Source organism: Stenotrophomonas sp. YJH_SMC_101-4, from assembly GCF_059370395.1.
Genome location: NZ_JCAFTP010000002.1, coordinates 1 through 17792, shown reverse-complemented (window position 1 = coordinate 17792; position 17792 = coordinate 1). Strand labels below are relative to the sequence as shown.

The 17792-nt window shown below is 63.2% G+C and carries 30 protein-coding genes; 1 reads left to right on the top strand and 29 read right to left on the bottom strand.

Annotated features, from left to right (window positions below; translation table 11 throughout):
• The first annotated feature begins 164 nt into the window (after positions 1-164).
• The gene (locus AC5P8D_RS06240) at positions 165-2288 is read left to right on the top strand and encodes a TonB-dependent receptor (protein ID WP_010483973.1); all 2124 of its coding nucleotides are present in this window, start codon (positions 165-167) and stop codon (positions 2286-2288) included.
• 34 nt (positions 2289-2322) lie between these two features.
• Here the strand turns inward: AC5P8D_RS06240 and AC5P8D_RS06235 are convergent, their stop codons facing one another.
• The 29 genes from AC5P8D_RS06235 to AC5P8D_RS06095 form a co-directional block, all read right to left on the bottom strand.
• Positions 2323-2829: a disulfide bond formation protein B gene (locus AC5P8D_RS06235; RefSeq protein ID WP_043401431.1), complete on the bottom strand. Its 507-nt coding sequence runs from the start codon at positions 2827-2829 to the stop codon at positions 2323-2325.
• A gap of 231 nt (positions 2830-3060) precedes the next feature.
• A complete protein-coding gene (rplQ, locus tag AC5P8D_RS06230) occupies positions 3061-3444 on the bottom strand; it encodes a 50S ribosomal protein L17 (RefSeq protein ID WP_005408217.1) in 384 nt (127 codons plus the stop codon).
• Between the two features lie 191 nt (positions 3445-3635).
• A complete protein-coding gene (locus AC5P8D_RS06225) occupies positions 3636-4634 on the bottom strand; it encodes a DNA-directed RNA polymerase subunit alpha (protein WP_010483975.1) in 999 nt (332 codons plus the stop codon).
• Between the two features lie 55 nt (positions 4635-4689).
• Positions 4690-5319, bottom strand: coding sequence for a 30S ribosomal protein S4 (rpsD, locus tag AC5P8D_RS06220; protein ID WP_004145446.1), 630 nt, complete (start codon positions 5317-5319; stop codon positions 4690-4692).
• Positions 5320-5334: 15 nt separating this feature from the next.
• Positions 5335-5724, bottom strand: coding sequence for a 30S ribosomal protein S11 (rpsK, locus tag AC5P8D_RS06215; RefSeq protein WP_004145443.1), 390 nt, complete (start codon positions 5722-5724; stop codon positions 5335-5337).
• Positions 5725-5735: 11 nt separating this feature from the next.
• Positions 5736-6092, bottom strand: coding sequence for a 30S ribosomal protein S13 (rpsM, locus tag AC5P8D_RS06210; RefSeq protein WP_004154500.1), 357 nt, complete (start codon positions 6090-6092; stop codon positions 5736-5738).
• Positions 6093-6439: 347 nt separating this feature from the next.
• Positions 6440-7807, bottom strand: a complete 1368-nt coding sequence (gene secY / locus AC5P8D_RS06205) for a preprotein translocase subunit SecY (RefSeq protein WP_005408215.1) — start codon at positions 7805-7807, stop codon at positions 6440-6442.
• A 7-nt stretch (positions 7808-7814) separates the two neighbouring features.
• The gene (rplO, locus tag AC5P8D_RS06200) at positions 7815-8258 is read right to left on the bottom strand and encodes a 50S ribosomal protein L15 (RefSeq protein WP_004154498.1); all 444 of its coding nucleotides are present in this window, start codon (positions 8256-8258) and stop codon (positions 7815-7817) included.
• 6 nt (positions 8259-8264) lie between these two features.
• On the bottom strand, positions 8265-8456 hold the full coding sequence (gene rpmD, locus AC5P8D_RS06195) for a 50S ribosomal protein L30 (protein WP_004154497.1): 192 nt from the start codon (positions 8454-8456) through the stop codon (positions 8265-8267).
• Positions 8449-8991, bottom strand: coding sequence for a 30S ribosomal protein S5 (gene rpsE, locus AC5P8D_RS06190; protein ID WP_004145411.1), 543 nt, complete (start codon positions 8989-8991; stop codon positions 8449-8451). The genes rpmD and rpsE overlap by 8 nt, the downstream gene beginning before the upstream one ends.
• A 161-nt stretch (positions 8992-9152) precedes the next feature.
• Positions 9153-9506: a 50S ribosomal protein L18 gene (gene rplR / locus AC5P8D_RS06185; protein WP_010483976.1), complete on the bottom strand. Its 354-nt coding sequence runs from the start codon at positions 9504-9506 to the stop codon at positions 9153-9155.
• Between the two features lie 32 nt (positions 9507-9538).
• Positions 9539-10063 (bottom strand): 50S ribosomal protein L6, encoded by a 525-nt coding sequence (gene rplF / locus AC5P8D_RS06180; protein WP_010483977.1) that lies wholly within the window; start codon positions 10061-10063, stop codon positions 9539-9541.
• 18 nt (positions 10064-10081) lie between these two features.
• Positions 10082-10480, bottom strand: coding sequence for a 30S ribosomal protein S8 (rpsH, locus tag AC5P8D_RS06175; protein WP_005408210.1), 399 nt, complete (start codon positions 10478-10480; stop codon positions 10082-10084).
• 258 nt (positions 10481-10738) lie between these two features.
• Positions 10739-11044 carry a 30S ribosomal protein S14 gene (gene rpsN / locus AC5P8D_RS06170; RefSeq protein WP_005408209.1) on the bottom strand — a complete coding sequence of 102 codons (306 nt, stop codon included), beginning with the start codon at positions 11042-11044 and terminating at the stop codon, positions 10739-10741.
• Positions 11045-11062: 18 nt separating this feature from the next.
• The gene (gene rplE, locus AC5P8D_RS06165; protein WP_004154491.1) at positions 11063-11605 is read right to left on the bottom strand and encodes a 50S ribosomal protein L5; all 543 of its coding nucleotides are present in this window, start codon (positions 11603-11605) and stop codon (positions 11063-11065) included.
• A gap of 11 nt (positions 11606-11616) precedes the next feature.
• Positions 11617-11934: a 50S ribosomal protein L24 gene (rplX, locus tag AC5P8D_RS06160; protein WP_004154490.1), complete on the bottom strand. Its 318-nt coding sequence runs from the start codon at positions 11932-11934 to the stop codon at positions 11617-11619.
• A gap of 16 nt (positions 11935-11950) precedes the next feature.
• Complete coding sequence (gene rplN / locus AC5P8D_RS06155; RefSeq protein WP_010483978.1) at positions 11951-12319, bottom strand: 50S ribosomal protein L14; 369 nt, start codon at positions 12317-12319, stop codon at positions 11951-11953.
• Between the two features lie 12 nt (positions 12320-12331).
• On the bottom strand, positions 12332-12601 hold the full coding sequence (rpsQ, locus tag AC5P8D_RS06150; RefSeq protein WP_004154489.1) for a 30S ribosomal protein S17: 270 nt from the start codon (positions 12599-12601) through the stop codon (positions 12332-12334).
• Positions 12602-12612: 11 nt separating this feature from the next.
• Positions 12613-12798 (bottom strand): 50S ribosomal protein L29, encoded by a 186-nt coding sequence (gene rpmC / locus AC5P8D_RS06145; RefSeq protein WP_004154487.1) that lies wholly within the window; start codon positions 12796-12798, stop codon positions 12613-12615.
• Positions 12798-13211 carry a 50S ribosomal protein L16 gene (gene rplP / locus AC5P8D_RS06140; RefSeq protein ID WP_004154486.1) on the bottom strand — a complete coding sequence of 138 codons (414 nt, stop codon included), beginning with the start codon at positions 13209-13211 and terminating at the stop codon, positions 12798-12800. Before rplP ends, rpmC begins: the two co-directional genes overlap by 1 nt.
• Positions 13212-13216: 5 nt before the next feature.
• The gene (gene rpsC, locus AC5P8D_RS06135) at positions 13217-13951 is read right to left on the bottom strand and encodes a 30S ribosomal protein S3 (RefSeq protein ID WP_005415414.1); all 735 of its coding nucleotides are present in this window, start codon (positions 13949-13951) and stop codon (positions 13217-13219) included.
• Positions 13952-13969: 18 nt separating this feature from the next.
• Positions 13970-14305 carry a 50S ribosomal protein L22 gene (rplV, locus tag AC5P8D_RS06130; RefSeq protein WP_004145348.1) on the bottom strand — a complete coding sequence of 112 codons (336 nt, stop codon included), beginning with the start codon at positions 14303-14305 and terminating at the stop codon, positions 13970-13972.
• 12 nt (positions 14306-14317) lie between these two features.
• Entirely contained in the window at positions 14318-14587 is a 270-nt protein-coding gene (gene rpsS, locus AC5P8D_RS06125; protein ID WP_004154485.1) for a 30S ribosomal protein S19, read from the bottom strand.
• A 6-nt stretch (positions 14588-14593) separates the two neighbouring features.
• On the bottom strand, positions 14594-15421 hold the full coding sequence (gene rplB / locus AC5P8D_RS06120; protein ID WP_004145339.1) for a 50S ribosomal protein L2: 828 nt from the start codon (positions 15419-15421) through the stop codon (positions 14594-14596).
• A 10-nt stretch (positions 15422-15431) separates the two neighbouring features.
• On the bottom strand, positions 15432-15731 hold the full coding sequence (rplW, locus tag AC5P8D_RS06115) for a 50S ribosomal protein L23 (RefSeq protein WP_495203181.1): 300 nt from the start codon (positions 15729-15731) through the stop codon (positions 15432-15434).
• A complete protein-coding gene (rplD, locus tag AC5P8D_RS06110; RefSeq protein ID WP_004145337.1) occupies positions 15728-16333 on the bottom strand; it encodes a 50S ribosomal protein L4 in 606 nt (201 codons plus the stop codon). The genes rplW and rplD overlap by 4 nt, the downstream gene beginning before the upstream one ends.
• A gap of 12 nt (positions 16334-16345) precedes the next feature.
• Positions 16346-16996, bottom strand: a complete 651-nt coding sequence (gene rplC / locus AC5P8D_RS06105) for a 50S ribosomal protein L3 (protein WP_004145336.1) — start codon at positions 16994-16996, stop codon at positions 16346-16348.
• 11 nt (positions 16997-17007) lie between these two features.
• Positions 17008-17319, bottom strand: coding sequence for a 30S ribosomal protein S10 (gene rpsJ, locus AC5P8D_RS06100; RefSeq protein ID WP_005408208.1), 312 nt, complete (start codon positions 17317-17319; stop codon positions 17008-17010).
• 332 nt (positions 17320-17651) lie between these two features.
• Positions 17652-17792, bottom strand: a 141-nt coding sequence (locus AC5P8D_RS06095; RefSeq protein WP_487247787.1) for an EF-Tu C-terminal domain-related protein, incomplete at its 5' end; no start/stop codon positions are given.

Below are 17792 nucleotides of genomic sequence, written 5' to 3'. Positions count from 1 at the left end.
CAAAGGGTCGAACGTCGTCTGCACATGACTGAACGCCGGGGAAAGGGCATCGCGACCGGCCAAAAGCGGCATGCCCACGGCCAGCCGGACAGGCGCATGATTCGCCACGCACTGTTACGAAGTAACACTCAATCCCCATTGGCCCCTTCCACAGCGTATCCGCCATGAAGCCCTCCCTGCTCGCTACCGGCATCACCTTCGCCCTGACCCTGGCCAGCCTGCCTTCCCTCGCTGTGGCCGCCGATGCCGCCGCTCCCGTGAAGGACCTCGACACGGTCACCGTCAGCGCCCAGCTCGACCAGGCCCGCAACGCACTGTCGCCGGACATCGGCAGCAGCCAGTACCAGATCACCGCCGAGGACATCCAGAAGCAGCCGCTGGGCGCCTCCGCGCCGCTCAGCCAGGTGCTGCTGCAGGCGCCGGGCGTGGTCCAGGATTCCTATGGTGGCGTGCACGTGCGCGGCGACCACGCCAATCTGCAGTACCGCATCAACGGCGTGCTGTTGCCCGAATCGATCTCCGGCTTCGGCCAGACCCTGGATGCGCGCACGATCAAGAGCATCCGGCTGATGGACGGGGCATTGCCAGCACAGTTCGGCGAGCGCACCGCCGCGGTGGTCGACATCACCACCCGCAGTGGCGCCGAGCTCGGCAATGGCGGCAGCGTCGGCATCACCACCGGCTCGTTCGGCAAGGTCAATCCGAATGCCTCATGGTGGGGCTCGCAGGGGCGCTGGAGCTGGTTCCTGACCGGCAACTACGACCAGAACGAAGTCGGCCTGGAGAACCCGACCCGTTCGCGCAAGCCGGAGCATGACGATACCCACCAAGGCAAGGCGTTCGCCGACCTGACCTATCTGGTCAACGACACCACCCGCCTGAGCGTGTTCGCCGGCTTCGCCAACAACCGCTTCCAGATTCCGGTCAACCCCGGCCAGACGCCGCAGTTCGGCTACCTGGACACCACCACCTTCGATTCCAGCCAGCTGGATGAGACCCAGCGCGAGACCACGCGCTTCGGCATGCTGGTGCTGCAGGGCACACTGGGCGACACCGCCTACCAGGTCTCGGCCGGGCAGCGATACAGCGATGTCGGCTTCAATCCCGATGTGGTCGGCGATCTGGTGTTCAGCGGCGTCGCCTCGCAGGTCCAGCGCAGCAACCGCGCCAACACGCTGCAGGCCGACTTCTCGGCGCCGTTGGGCAACGACCACACGCTGCGCTACGGCCTGTACGGCAATTACGAGAACGCGCGGGCCAGCAACAACAGCTGGGTGTTCCCGGTTGATGATGCCGGCCAGCAGTCCAGCACCACACCGCTGCTGATACCTGATCGCAGCGCGTTCCATGCCAGCACGCTGGCGTTGTACGTGCAGGACGAATGGAAGCTCGGCGACGACTGGACCGTGAACTACGGCCTGCGTGGCGACCGCTACAAAGCCTTCGGCCACACCGAGGGCCAGCTCAGCCCGCGCGTGGGCGTGGTCTGGAATGCCAGCGACAGCACCACCGTGCACGCCGGCTATTCGCGCTACTTCACGCCACCGGCCAGCGAACTGATCGCCAGCAGCGACATCGCGCTATACGACGGCACCACCAACCAGCAGCCCAGCGGCGGCAACAACACGCCGCTGGCCGAGCGCAGCGACTACTACGACATCGGCGTCTCGCAGCAACTGGGCGAGCACCTGACCCTGGGCCTGGATGCGTATGACCGACGCGTCGCCCGCCTGCAGGACGAAGGCCAGTTCGGCGCCGCCTACATCTATTCGACCTTCAACTATCGCCGTGGCCATATCCGCGGCCTGGAGTTCAGTGCCGACTACAGCAACGGTCCGTTCAGCGCCTACTTCAACGCCGCGCTGAACAAGGCCATCGGTACCGACGTCATCACCGGCCAGTACAACCTCGATCCGGACGCGCTGGCCTATGCGGCCAACCACTGGATCCACCTCGACCACGACCAGAAGCTGACGTCGTCCGGTGGCCTCAGTTACGCCTTCGCTGGGCACAACCGGATCGGGGCCAACTACGTGTTCGGCAGCGGCCTGCGTTCGGACATCGAGGGCGTGCCCAATGGTGGCGAGCTGCCGTCCTACCTGCAGGTGAATCTCAGCGCCGGACACGATTTCAACGCCGACAGCGGTCATCCGCTGCACGTGCAGCTGGCCGTGATCAACGCACTGGACCGCAGTTACCAGCTGCGCGATGGCGGCGGTGTCGGCGTGTTCGCCCCGCAGTGGGGGCCGCGCCGTGGCGCTTACCTGAGCCTGCAGCAGGACTTCTGAGGTAGTGCCGGCCAGCGGCCGGCACTCCCCTGCTTCAGCGCTTGACCTTGCGCAGCGACACCACCAGCGCCCACAGCGCCAGCAGCACGAACCACACGGCCGACCACATCGGCATGGTCAGGCCCAGGAACGTCCAGTCGATGTTGCCGCAGTTGCCGGTACCGGTCAGCACGGTGCGGAACACTTCCAGCGGGCCCATGGTCTCGCTCAGGAAGGCCAGCGGCGGGCCACAGGTGGAACCCATTTCCGGCGGCAGCATCTGCACGTAGACGTGGCGCGCGGCGATGCCGACGCCCACTGCGGCGGCAATGAAGGCCAGCACGCCATAGGTCGCGCGGCCGGGACGGTTGGAAGGCCCGTGCAGTGCACCGATCAGGAACAGCAGCCCCAGCGCGGCAAATGCCAGGCGCTGGAAGATGCACAACGGACACGGCTCCAGGCCCATCTTCAGCTGCAGGAAGATCGCGTAGCCGAGCAGGCCCGCGCAGATCAGGAAGCCCAGGAAGAACTGGGCGCGGAAGGGCCAGCGCAGTGGATTCATCGTCAACGCTCGAATGGATCAGGCGCCAAGCGTAACCGAGAGTGCGCGCCGTCTGAACCGCCACAGGTGACGCCTGTCGGAACGGTGTGGGTCGCATTGTGCCGCAGGTAGCGCCGGGCCATGCCCGGCGAGCGTAGCGGATACGGAAACGCCGGGCATGGCCCGGCGCTACCAGAACGCAAAAGCCCGGCAGAGGCCGGGCTTTCGCTGTGTCGCGTTGGAGCAGTCCGATTACTCGGCCACTTCCTCGGCCACGACCGGACGGTCGACCAGCTCGACGTAGGCCATCGGCGCGTTGTCGCCGGCGCGGAAACCGCACTTCAGCAGACGCAGGTAGCCGCCCGGACGGTTCGCGTAGCGCGGGCCCAGGATGGTGAACAGGTTGCCCACGGCTTCGTTGTCGCGCAGGCGGGCGAAGGCCAGACGGCGGTTGGCGACGGAGTCGACCTTGGCCAGGGTGATCAGCGGCTCGGCAACGCGGCGCAGTTCCTTGGCCTTCGGCAGGGTGGTCTTGATCAGCTCGTGCTTGAACAGCGAGGCAGCCATGTTCTTGAACATCGCTTCGCGGTGGGCGCTGGTGCGGCTGAACTTACGGCCAGACTTCTGGTGACGCATGGTGATATTCCTTGGTTAATGATGAGGCTGTGCGGATCGTTGTCGCCTTCCTGGCGTTGCTGCGCGGACTGCGGTTGGTCCTGGCCGCCCGTCCTGGACGACCTGCCCCGCGAACCTGCGGTTCGTCGTGGCATGTTGTGTTGCGTTGAAGGCCCCACCGCGAACGGTGGAGCCTTCAGGCATTACCGATATCAGCCCAGCATGCCGTGGCTGGCGACACCGGCCGGCGGCCAGTTCTCCAGCTTCATGCCGAGCGACAGGCCGCGCTGAGCCAGCACTTCCTTGATCTCGGTGAGCGACTTCTTGCCCAGGTTCGGGGTCTTCAGCAGCTCCACTTCGGTCTTCTGGATCAGATCGCCGATGTAGTAGATGCTTTCAGCCTTCAGGCAGTTGGCCGAACGCACGGTCAGCTCCAGATCGTCGATCGGGCGCAGCAGCACCGGATCCACGCCGTTGTTGGCCGGCTTCGCCGCACCGCGGTCGCGGTGGGTGAAGTCACCGAACACCGACAGCTGGTCGCTGAGGATGTCGGCGGCGGTGCGCACGGCTTCCTCGGCGTCGATGGTGCCGTTGGTCTCGATATCGATGACCAGCTTGTCCAGGTCGGTACGCTGTTCGACGCGGGCCGCTTCAACGGCATAGGCGACGCGGCGGACCGGCGAGAACGAGGCATCCAGGACCAGGCGGCCGATGGCACGGGTTTCTTCGTCCGGACGACGACGCGCGGCAGCCGGCTGGTAGCCGAAACCACGTTCGATCTTCAGACGCATGTTGATCGCCGTATCCTTGGTCAGGTGGCAGATCACGTGTTCGCCGTTCAGGATCTCCACATTGTGGTCGACCTTGATATCGGCAGCGGTGACAACGCCCGGGCCCTGCTTGGACAGGGACAGGGTGGCGCTGTCGCCGGAGTGCATACGGATGGCCACGTCCTTCAGGTTCAGCAGGACTTCGAGCACGTCCTCCTGCAGACCTTCGACCGTGGTGTACTCATGCAACACGCCGTCGATTTCGACTTCCGTGATGGCGAAGCCCGGGATGGACGACAGCAGCACGCGACGCAGGGCATTACCCAGCGTATGCCCGTAACCCCGCTCCAAAGGTTCGATAACGACCTTTGCACGGGTGTCGGTAAGGCGTTCGATCTGCGGACCGCGAGGACGCAGAACCTGGTTGGCGGTAACCGTCATGTTGCGGGTTCTCCTAGTGAACCCCCGGCCGTCGCCGGGGGCTCTCCAATGTGAATTACTTCGAATACAGCTCGACGATCAGCGCTTCGTTGATGTCCGCAGGCAGATCCGAACGATCCGGAACAGCCTTGAAGATGCCGGTGAACTTGCCGGAATCCACTTCAACCCACGACGGGCTCAGGTCATGCTGGGCGGCGACGGTCAGGGCTTCCTGGACGCGCAGCTGCTTGGCAGCCTTTTCAGACAGGGCGATGGCGTCGCCAGCCTTGACCTGGTACGAAGCCAGGTTGACCGACTTGCCATTCACGGTGACGCCGCGGTGCGACACCAGCTGACGGGCAGCCGGACGGGTCACGGCGAAGCCCATGCGGTAGACGACGTTGTCCAGGCGGGTTTCCAGCAGCTGCAGCAGGTTCTCGCCGGTGTTGCCCTTCTTGGTCGAGGCCTTCTTGTAGTAGTTGCGGAACTGACGCTCCAGCAGGCCGTAGATACGCTTGACCTTCTGCTTTTCACGCAGCTGGGTGGCGTAGTCGGACAGCTTGCCCTTGCGGGCAGTGGCGCCGTGCTGGCCGGGCTTCTGCTCCAGCTTGCACTTCGAGTCCAGCGCACGCGCCGGGCTCTTCAGGGACAGGTCGGCGCCTTCGCGACGGGCGAGCTTACAGGTAGGACCGATATAACGAGCCATTTCTTATCGCTCCCTTTAGACGCGACGCTTCTTCGGCGGACGGCACCCGTTGTGCGGGATAGGCGTCACGTCGATGATGTTGGTGATCTTGTAGCCGACGTTGTTCAACGAACGCACGGCCGACTCACGGCCCGGACCCGGGCCCTTGATGCGGACTTCCAGCGACTTCACGCCGTAGTCCAGCGCAGCACGACCGGCCTTTTCAGCAGCCACCTGGGCAGCGAACGGGGTCGACTTGCGCGAACCGCGGAAGCCAGCGCCACCGGAGGTCGCCCACGACAGAGCGTTGCCCTGGCGGTCGGTGATGGTGACGATGGTGTTGTTGAACGAAGCGTGGACGTGGGCAACGCCGTCGGTGACGACGCGCTTGATCTTCTTCTTGGTCTTAGCAGCGGGCTTAGCCATTTCTCAGTCCCTTACTTCTTGATCGCCTTGCGCGGACCCTTGCGGGTGCGGGCGTTGGTACGGGTGCGCTGGCCACGCAGCGGGAGGCCACGACGGTGACGCAGGCCGCGGTAGCAGCCCAGGTCCATCAGGCGCTTGATCGCGATGCCGATCTCACGGCGCAGATCGCCTTCCACGATGTACTTGCCGACTTCGGCGCGCAGGCGCTCGATTTCCGGCTCCGACAGATCGCGGATCTTGGTGGTCGAAGCAACGCCTGCGACTTCGCAGACCTTCTTCGAACGGGTACGGCCGATGCCGTAAATGCTTTGCAACCCGACCCAGACGTGCTTCTGGGCTGGCAGGTTGACGCCTGCAATACGCGCCATGACGCGGTTCTCCAGCTGAGTGATGGCCGACAGCGCGCCTCGGGCACGCCAATCCGGCAGGATGGATCAAAAAAGTGAACTAGCGATACTAACAAGGTTCCGGTTTACATGGAAGCCCGTGAAACCATTGGTTTCATGAACCCGGCCTGGGGAGTGTGCCCAGGCTCCGGCGCCGGATGGGGTTGGACCTGGGGTTTCCCCCGGAGCCGCCCGCGCTACTCCAGCGCGGGACCACCTCATCACACCCCCACCCGGAACCGCTGCGGGGGCCGCCCTTCGTTTGTGTGGCCGGAGTCCGCGAAGCGGAGGGACCATCACGTCAGGAAGACGAAAGTATAACAGGCCAATCAGCCGCGGGCAAAACCGCCGCGGTTGCCGCCCTTCAGGTTGGCCTTCTTCAGCAGGCTCTCGTACTGGTGGGACATCAGGTGCGCCTGCACCTGGGCGATGAAGTCCATCACCACCACCACCACGATCAGCAGCGAAGTACCGCCGAAGTAGAACGAGGCGTTCAGCTGCGTGCGCATCAGTTCCGGCAGCAGGCAGACGATCACCAGGTAGGCCGAGCCGGCCGCGGTCAGGCGGGTCAGCACGCCGTCGATGTAGTCGGCAGTGGCCTTGCCCGGACGGATGCCCGGAATCAGCGCGCCCGACTTCTTCAGGTTGTCGGCAGTTTCCTGCGAGTTGAACACCAGCGCGGTGTAGAAGAACGCGAAACCGGTGATCAGCGCGGCGAAGACGATCATGTGCAGCGGCTCGCCCGGGCCCAGCGCGTTGGCGACCTTCTGCAGGACCTGGCCGAAGCTGCTCTGGTTGGCGGCCTGGCCGGACCACATGGCCAGGGTGGCCGGGAAGGCCAGCAGGCTCGAGGCGAAGATCGCCGGGATGACGCCGGCCATGTTGAGCTTCAGCGGCAGGAACGAGGTCTGGTTCATGTACGCATTGCGACCGCCCTGGCGGCGCGCGTAGTTGACCGTGATCCGGCGCTGGCCACGCTCGACGAACACCACGAAGAAGGTGAAGGCGAGCACGACGATGGCGATCAGCAGCAGCTGGATGAACTGGATGTTGCCGTCGCGGTAGGCGTCGAAGGTGTGGATGATCGCACCCGGCAGGCCAGCGACGATACCGGCGAAGATGATCAACGACACACCGTTGCCGATGCCGCGCTCGGTGACCTGCTCACCGACCCACATCAGGAACATGGTGCCGGCGGTCAGCGCGACCACGGCGGTGAGCACGAAGCCCATGCCCGGTGCGTACACGACCGGAGCGCCCGACGGCGAGACCTGGCCCTGCAGGGCCAGCGCGATCGAACCGCCCTGCACCACTGCCAGCAGCACGGCGCCGATGCGCGAATACTGGGTGATCTTGCGGCGGCCGGACTCACCTTCCTTCTGCATCGCCTTCAGGGCGGGGAAGATGTGCACGGCCAGCTGCATCACGATCGATGCCGAGATGTACGGCATCACGTTCAGCGCGAAGATGCTGAAACGGTGCAGGGCGCCGCCCGAGAACATGTTGAACATGTCCACGATGCCGCCGCCCTGCTGTTGCATCATGGCAAGCATGGCATCGGGATTGACGCCCGGCACCGGCACGTAGCAGCCGATGCGATAGACGATCAAAGCCCCGACGACGAACAGCAAACGTTGGCGAAGTTCAGTGAACTTGCCCATTCCGCCCGCGAGGTTACCGATGCCAGCTTGCGCCATGATTTTCTTACTCCGTTACGCTGCCGCCGGCAGCTTCGATCGCGGCCTTGGCACCCGCCGTGGCAGCGATACCCTTCAGGGTGAACGCCTTGGTCACTTCGCCCTTGACGACGACCTTGGCCTTCTTCGCAGTGCTCGGGACCAGCTTGGCAGCACGCAGGGCGGCGAAGTCGATCTCACCGGCCGGCAGCTTGTCCAGCGCGTACAGCAGCACTTCAGCGGTGTCCTTGGCGATCGGCGAACGGAAGCCGATCTTCGGCAGACGACGCTGCATGGGGGTCTGGCCGCCTTCGAAGCCAGCCTTGATCTTGCCGCCACCCTTACGGGCGAACGAACCCTTGTGGCCGCGGCCGGCAGTCTTGCCCAGGCCCGAGCCGATACCGCGACCGACGCGGGTGCGCTCGGTGCGGGCGCCCGGTGCCGGGCTCAGTTCATTGAGACGCAGAGTCATGATCGATTACTCCTCAACCTTGACGAGGTAGTGAACGGTGTTGATCAGACCGCGAACCTGCGGGCTGTCCTTCAGTTCACGCACATCGTTGAGCTTGTTCAGACCCAGAGCACGCACCGACAGGCGGTGACGCGACTGGGTACCACGCAGGCCGCGCACCAGGCGCACCTTCACAGTCTTGTTGGACTCATTAGCCATGGTTGAGTTCCTCCACCTTCTTGCCGCGCTTGGCCGCGATGCGGGCCGGCGACTGCGCAGCAGACAGGCCCTTCACGGTGGCACGCACCAGGTTGATCGGGTTGCGCGAACCGGTGGCCTTGGCCAGCACGTTCTTCACGCCAACGGCTTCCAGCACGGCGCGCATGGCACCGCCGGCGATGACGCCGGTACCTTCCGAAGCCGGCTGCATGAACACGCGGGCTGCGCCGTGACCATCCTTGATGGTGTGCCACAGGGTGCCGTTGTTCAGGTCAACGCTGACCAGGTTCTTGCGGGCCTGCTCCATCGACTTCTGGATGGCGACCGGCACTTCGCGGGCCTTGCCATAGCCGAAACCGACCTTGCCTTCGCCGTCGCCGACCACGGTCAGGGCGGTGAAGGTGAACTGGCGGCCACCCTTGACGGTCTTGCTGACGCGGTTGACCGCGACCAGCTTTTCGATCATGCCGTCGTCGACTTTCTCTTCGCGGTTACGGTCGCGATCGCGACCCCGCTGCTGACGCTCTTCTGCCATGTTGATTCCTTGGTAGTTTGGGTATGTACGGCTCGAGGCCGCTTATGGTTGTGGAATGTCGCGTTGTTCCGGGGGACCACTGCAGAAGAGTGGCGCCGTCCCGCCTCACTCAGGCGGGCGAGCAGGCGGGCAGGAGACCACAGGTCCCCTGCCCTTATCCCTTAGAACTGCAGGCCGGCTTCGCGGGCGGCTTCTGCCAGGGCCTTGATGCGGCCGTGGTAGCGGTAGCCCGAACGATCGAAGGCAACCTTCTCGATGCCGGCGGCCTTGGCGCGCTCGGCAACGATGCGGCCGACCTTGGCGGCGGCGTCGGCGTTCTTGCCGTTCTTCAGGCCTTCCATGACGTCGGTCTGGGTGGTGTTGGCGGCAGCCAGCACCTTGGAACCGTCGGCGGTGAAGACCTGGGCGTACAGGTGCTGGCCGGTGCGCAACACCGACAGGCGGGCGACGCCGAGCTCACGGATGTGGGCGCGGGTCGACTTGGCGCGACGCAGGCGGGCGATGTTCTTGTTCATGATGTTTTTCCTTTGAAAGCGGAAGTGCCTAATTAGGCCTTCTTGGCTTCCTTACGGATGATGACTTCGTCGGAGTACTTCACGCCCTTGCCCTTGTACGGCTCCGGCTTGCGGAACGCACGGATCTTGGCGGCAACTTCACCGACGACCTGCTTGTCAGCGCCCTGGACCAGGATCTCGGTCTGGGTCGGGGTGGTGATGGTGATGCCTTCCGGCGCCACGAACACGACCGGGTGCGAGAAACCGAGCGACAGGCTCAGGTCCTTGCCCTGCATGGCAGCACGGTAACCCACGCCGACCAGCTCCAGCTTGCGCTCGAAGCCTTCGGACACGCCCTTGACCATGTTGGCCAGGATCGCACGCACGGTACCGGTCAGTGCGACCAGCTCGGCGTTCTCGGTGCTCAGGGTGGCAACGCCGTTGTCGACGTTGATGGCAATACCGGCCGGCTTGGCCAGCGACAGGGAGCCCTTCGGGCCCTTGGCGGTGACGCTGTCCGACTGGACGTTCAGTTCAACCTTACCCAGGTCGATCGGCTTCTTGGCTACGCGGGACATAGTTCTACTCCTTTCGCCTTAGGCCACGAAGCACAGGACTTCGCCGCCGACGCCCAGCTGGCGCGCCTGCGCATCAGTCATGATGCCCTTGGAGGTGGAAATGATGGAGATACCCAGGCCGTTCATGACCTTCGGCAGCTCGCTCTTGCCGCGGTACTGGCGCAGGCCCGAACGCGAGAAGCGCTTCAGGGTCGCGATGACCGGCTTGCCTTCGAAATACTTCAGCACGATTTCCAGCTCGGACTTGTTGTTCTCCAGCTGGGTCACGCGCAGGTCGGTGATGTAACCCTCGTCCTTCAGGACCTGGGCGATCGCAACCTTGATCTTGGACGACGGGGCTTTCACCGTCTGCTTGCCAACCGCGGCCGCATTCTTGATGCGGACCAGCAGGTCGGCGATGGGATCAGTCATGCTCATATGAGTACCTTTGAGTGCACCGATATCCGCTTTCGCGAAAATCTGTTGTCTCCTGGAAACGGGCCAGGTCCCTTGATGCAGCGGGCCGAAAGCCCACTCCTACAACCCCGTTTGCACAGGGCAAGACGCGGGAGTATACGCCAAAAGAGCCCGGCTTGCGCCGGGCTCTTCGGTTTTTTTACGTCGGGAAGGCTGAACGCCTCCCCTGCCCGGTTCAGGAACCCCCGGAGGGGCTCCTGATCGCAGGGCCGGCTGGGATTACCAGCTGGCCTTGCGCAGACCCGGGACGTCGCCACGCATGGTGGCTTCACGCAGCTTGTTACGGCCCAGGCCGAACTTGCTGTAGACGCCACGCGGACGACCCGACAGCTCGCAACGGTTGCGCTGACGGCTCGGCGACGAATCGCGCGGCAGCTTGGCCAGCTTGGTTGCGGCGTCGATCTTCTCTTCGTAGGTCGCGTCCACGGAGGACACGATCTTCTTCAGAGCTGCACGCTTTTCAGCGTACTTCTTTGCCAGCTTTTCCCGCTTGATGTCGCGGTTGACCATGGAGGTCTTTGCCATTTCGGTTTCCTCGACAGATCAGTTACGGAACGGGAACTTGAACGCTGCCAGCAGCGCCTTCGCTTCCGCATCGGTCTTCGCAGTGGTGGTGATGGCGATATCCATACCGCGGATCGCGTCGACGGCGTCGAAGTCGATTTCCGGGAAGATGATCTGCTCCTTCACACCCATGTTGAAGTTGCCGCGGCCGTCGAAGGAACGACCGGAAACACCACGGAAGTCGCGCACGCGCGGCAGCGAGATGTTGATCAGGCGATCCAGGAACTCGTACATCTTGTGGCGACGCAGCGTGGTCTTGCAGCCGATCGGCCAACCATCACGGATCTTGAACGACGCAACCGACACACGCGACTTGGTGACAACCGGCTTCTGGCCGGAAATCTTGGTCATGTCGCCGACGGCGTTTTCCAGGATCTTCTTGTTGGTGGCCGCTTCGCCGACACCCATGTTCAGGGTGACCTTGACCAGCTTCGGCACTTCCATCGGATTGGTGTAGCCGAACTGCTTCATCAGCGCCGGCACCACTTCGTCCTTGTAGAACTTTTCGAGACGGGAACTCATCTTCTCATTCCTCAGGCGTCGAGCGCCTCACCGCTGGAGCGGAACACACGCAGTTTGCGTCCATCCTCCAGCACCTTGAAGCCAACGCGTTCGCCCTTGCCCGAAGCCGGGTTCAGAACATTCACGTTGGAGATATGGATCGAAGCTTCGCGCTCGACCACGCCGCCGGCAACACCTGCCTGCGGGTTCGGCTTGGTGTGGCGCTTGACGATGTTCACGTTGGCGACGACCACACGGTCGCCGTCGACGCGGACGACTTCGCCCTGCTTGCCCTTGTCCTTGCCAGCGTTGACGACAACCTGGTCGCCCTTCTTGATACGGTTAGCCATGATTATCTCCTGTCGCTCACAGCACTTCGGGAGCGAGCGAGACGATCTTCATGAACTTCTCCGAACGAAGTTCACGGGTCACCGGCCCGAAGATACGGGTACCGATCGGCTCCTGCTTGTTGTTCAGCAGGACGGCCGCGTTGCCGTCGAAGCGGATCAGCGAACCGTCGGCGCGACGCACACCCTTGCGGGTACGCACCACGACGGCGTCATACACTTCACCCTTCTTGACCTTGCCGCGCGGAATCGCATCCTTCACGGTGACCTTGATGATGTCGCCGATGCCGGCGTAACGGCGCTTGGAACCACCCAGCACCTTGAAGCACATCACCTGCTTGGCACCCGAATTGTCCGCGACGTCAAGGTAGCTCTGCATCTGGATCATGATTCAGACTCCTTATTCAGCCGCACGCGTGATGACTTCCACCACGCGCCAGTTCTTGGTCTTGGACATCGGAGCAATCTCGGTCACGCGGACGACATCGCCTTCCTTGCAGGCGTTGTCGGCATCGTGGGCGTGCAGCTTCGTCGAGCGCTTGATGTACTTGCCGTACAACGCGTGCTTGACCTGACGCTCAACCAGGACGGTAACCGTCTTGTCCATCTTGTTGCTGACGACACGGCCTTCGACCGTGCGCAGCGTCTTCTTTTCAGTATTGTCGCTCATAGCGGCCATCCTTACTTCGTGCTGCCGAGCAGGGTCTTGACGCGAGCAATCTCGCGACGGACCCGGCGAATGTCGTGGGTCTTCGGCAGCTGGCCGGTGACCTGCTGCATACGGACAGAGAACTGTTCCTTACGCAGGTCGATCAGGTGGGCCTTGAGTTCGTCAGCCGACTTTTCACGGAGAGTTTTGATATCCATCAGCGCACCGTACGGGTCACGAAAGTGGTGGTGACCGAGAGCTTGGCGGCGGCCAGGCGGAACGCCTCGCGAGCCACTTCCTCGGAAACACCCTCGATTTCATAGATCATGCGGCCGGGCTGGATCTGGGCCACCCAGTATTCCACGTTACCCTTACCAGAACCCATTCGGACTTCGATGGGCTTCTTGGTGATGGGCTTGTCGGGGAACACGCGGATCCACATCTTGCCGCCGCGCTTGACGTAGCGGCTGATCGAGCGGCGGGCCGCTTCGATCTGACGCGCGGTCAGCTGACCGTGTGCGGTTGCCTTCAGGCCGTATTCGCCGAAGCTGACAGCGTTGGCGCTCCAGCTCAGGCCATCGTTACGGCCCTTGTGTACCTTGCGGTACTTGGTTCGCTTGGGTTGCAACATTGTCGTTACCTCGCTTCACGGGCCGGGCGCTGACGGTCACCACGGTCGCCGCGATCGTGACGATCGTTGCGCGACGGGGTGTCGTCCTGCTTTTCCTGGCCAACCTGGGAGAAATCGAAGACCTCGCCCTTGTAGATCCAGACCTTGATGCCGATGATGCCGTAGGTCGTCTTGGCTTCAGCGAAGCCATAGTCGATGTCGGCACGCAGGGTGTGCAGCGGCACGCGGCCTTCGCGGTACCACTCCGAACGGGCGATTTCTGCACCGTTGAGGCGGCCACCAACGTTGACCTTGATGCCCAGGGCACCCAGGCGCATCGCGTTGCCGACCGAGCGCTTCATTGCACGGCGGAACATGATGCGACGCTCCAGCTGCTGGGCGATCGACTCGGCAACGAGCTGCGCGTCCAGTTCCGGCTTGCGCACTTCGGTGACGTTGATGTGCGCCGGGACGCCCATCATTTCGCTCACTTCCTTGCGCAGCTTCTCGATGTCCTCACCGCGCTTGCCGATCACCACGCCCGGACGGGCGGTGTGGATCGTCACGCGAGCGGTCTTGGCCGGACGCTCGATCAGGATCTTGCTGATGCCGGCCTGAGCCAGCTTCTTGCGCAGCATGTCGCGCACTTTCAGGTCGGCTGCCAGGTAACCAGCGAACTCGGCCTTGTTGGCGTACCACTTGGAGTTCCAGTCCTTGGAAATGCCGAGGCGGATACCAATCGGATGAACTTTATGACCCATGGTCTTTTCCTTATCCGCTTACTTGGCGGCGCCCACAACCACAGTGATGTGGCTGGTGCGCTTGAGGATGCGGGTACCGCGGCCTTTCGCCCGCGCCATGAAACGCTTCAGGGTCGGACCTTCATCAACCATGATGGTCTGAACCTTCAGCTCGTCGACGTCGGCGCCCTGGTTGTTTTCGGCATTTGCAATAGCCGACTCCACCACCTTCTTGATCAGGTGGGCAGCCTTCTTGTCCGAGAACTTCAGCAGGTTGACCGCACGCTCGGCCGGCAGACCGCGCACCTGGTCAGCGACCAGACGAGCCTTCTGCGGGGAGATGCGCGCAGTGCGCAGGATGGCTTTCGCTTCCATTGTCATCTCTCCTTACTTGCCCGACTTCTTGTCACCACCGTGACCCTTGAAGGTCCGGGTGATGGCAAATTCGCCGAGCTTGTGGCCGACCATGTTCTCGTTGACGAGAACCGGGATGTGGTTCTTGCCGTTATGCACGGCAATGGTGACGCCTACCATGTCAGGCAGGATCATCGAACGGCGCGACCAGGTCTTGATCGGCTTCTTGCTGCCCGCAGCGGCCTCCACCTTCTTGACGAGGTGGTGATCGACGAACGGGCCCTTCTTGAGTGAACGTGCCATGGTCGATTAGCCCCTACGATCGCGGACGATGAACTGCTGAGTGCGCTTGTTATGGCGCGTCTTGTAACCCTTGGTCGGGACACCCCACGGGGTGACCGGATGCGGATTACCCTGGCCGGCCTTCGCCTCACCACCACCGTGCGGGTGGTCAACCGGGTTCATGGCAGCACCACGAACGGTCGGGCGGACGCCGCGCCAACGCTTGGCACCGGCCTTGCCCAGCTTTTCCAGGCTGTGCTCGTCGTTGCCGACTTCGCCGATGGTGGCGCAGCACTCGACCGGAACCTTGCGCATTTCACCCGAGCGCAGGCGCAGGGTGGCGTAGATGCCTTCACGAGCCACCAGCTGCACGGCCGCACCCGCGGCGCGAGCGATCTGAGCGCCCTTGCCCGGCTTCAGTTCGATGCAGTGGATGGTGGTGCCGACCGGGATGTTGCGCAGCGGCAGGGTGTTGCCGGCCTTGATCGGGGCATCCGAACCAGCGATCACCTGATCACCAGCCTTCAGGCCCTTCGGGGCGATGATGTAGCGACGCTCACCGTCGACGTAGCACAGCAGAGCGATGTGCGCGGTGCGGTTCGGATCGTATTCGATGCGTTCCACGCGCGCCGGGATGCCCAGCTTGTTGCGCTTGAAGTCGATGATGCGGTAGTGCTGCTTGGCACCACCACCGACGTGACGCACGGTGATGCGGCCATGGTGGTTACGACCACCCGAGCGGCTCTGCGACTCGACCAGCGCAGCGTGCGGAGCACCCTTGTGCAGGTCGGGAGTGACCACGCGCACGGCCGAACGGCGGCCGGGGGAAGTGGGCTTGAATTTCATCAATGGCATGGGATGTACCTCAGGCCTTGGCCGTTACATCGATCGACTGGCCATCGGCCAGGCGAACGTACGCCTTGCGCCAATCGCCGCGGCGGCCAGCACGGTTACGGAAGGACTTGTTCTTGCCCTTGACGTTGACCACGTTGACGGCTTCGACCTTGACGTCGAACAGCTGCTCAACCGCGGCCTTTACATCGGCCTTGGTGGCTTCGTTCGAAACTTCGAAGACATACTGGTTGGAGAGTTCCTGCAGGCGCGCGGTCTTTTCGGAGACACGCGGGGCGAGCAGCACGCTGAAGATTTTTTCGTTGCTGTTCATGCCAGCCACTCCTCGACCTTCTTGACCGCGTCAGCGGTGATGACGACCGTGTCGGCACCCACCAGCGAGACCGGATCCAGACCCTGGACGTCACGCACCTGCACGTACGGCAGATTGCGGGCGGACAGGTACAGGTGCTCGGACGCTTCTTCGGTGACGATCAGCGGGCGCTTGCCCACTTCCAGGCCGGCCAGCTTGGCGATCAGACCCTTCGTGTTGGTCACTTCGACGTCGAAGGACTCCACGATGGTCAGACGGCCCTGACGGTTCAGCTCGGACAGGATCGCGCACATGGCGGCACGGTACTGCTTACGATTGACCTTCTGCTCGAAGCTGCGCGGCTTGGCCGCGAAGGTGACACCGCCGCCGACGAAGATCGGAGCCGTCAGTGCGCCATGACGCGCGCCGCCGCCCTTCTGCTTCTTCGACTTCTTGGTGGTACCAGCCACTTCGGAGCGAGTCTTCTGTGCCTTGGTGCCGGCGCGACCGGCGTTGCGGTAGGCAACGACGACCTGGTGGACCAGATCTTCGCTGAAATCGCGACCGAACACGGCGTCGGAGACCGAGACCTTGTTGTTGCTACCCGTGATAACGAGTTCCATCGTCATCTCTCCTTATGCCTTGCTCGCCGGACGGACGATCACGTCGCCACCCGCCGCGCCCGGAACGGCGCCGCGAACGGCGATCAGACCGCGCTCGACGTCGACCTTGACCACTTCCAGGTTCTGGGTGCTCTGCTGCACCGCGCCCATGTGGCCCGACATCTTCTTGCCCGGGAAAACGCGACCCGGGGTCTGGCGCTGACCCAGCGAACCCGGCGCGCGATGCGACAGCGAGTTACCGTGGGTTGCATCGCCCATACGGAAGTTGTGGCGCTTGATGGTGCCCTGGAAGCCCTTACCCTTGGTGACACCCTGGACGTCGACGATCTGGCCGACTTCGAAGATGTCCGCCTTGACTTCGCCGCCAACGGCGAAATCGCCGAGCTGCGCGTCTTCAACGCGGAATTCCCACAGGCCACGACCCGCTTCCACCTTCGCCTTGGCGAAGTGGCCGGCTTCCGGCTTGTTGACCAGGGCAGCGCGACGCGCGCCGACGGTCACCTGCACGGCGCTGTAGCCGTCGGTTTCGACGGTCTTGATCTGCGCGATGCGGTTCGGGGTTGCTTCGATCAGGGTCACCGGGATGGAGCGGCCATCTTCAGTGAACACGCGGCTCATGCCGGCCTTGCGGCCCACGAAGCCCAACGAATACTTCTTCGTCATGGTCGTAGTCCTCAGGTCAGCTTGATCTGAACGTCGACGCCGGCAGCCAGTTCGAGCTTCATCAGCGCGTCCACGGTCTTGTCATTCGGGTCAACGATATCGAGCACGCGCTTGTGCGTGCGGGTCTCGTACTGGTCACGCGCGTCCTTGTCGACGTGCGGGGAAACGAGAACGGTGTAACGCTCGATCTTGGTCGGCAGCGGGATCGGGCCACGCACTTGCGCGCCGGTCCGCTTTGCCGTTTCAACGATCTCGCTGGCCGAACGGTCGATCAGACGATGATCGAACGCTTTCAGCCGGATCCGGATCTTTTGGTCCGCCATGGCGGTAGGTTCCTTCGTTAAAAGAGCGACAGACAAAGCCTCTGGGTTGCTTTGTCCCATGAAATTCCTGAATACGGACGGCCCACACTCCTGCAGGCCGACAAGGTCACTCCATAGACCTCAAAAACGTAGGCAGACCCGTTCCCAGGCCTGCCCAGACGTAGAAGCATAATGGCACGCAAGGCAGCTGTCAACAGTCGCCTGTTGACGCCGCCTGAATGGCATTGACCCTTCCTGGTCCGGGGAACACAAGGCACATCCTGTGCCTGCTTTCCCATTTGATACGCCCCGATGCCCTACCCAGGCAACATCGGGGCGCAGATACTACCAGATTACTCGATGATCTTCGAGACCACGCCGGCGCCGACGGTACGGCCGCCTTCGCGGATGGCGAAGCGCAGGCCTTCGTCCATTGCCACCGGGTTGATCAGGGTGACGACCATCTTGACGTTGTCACCCGGCATCACCATTTC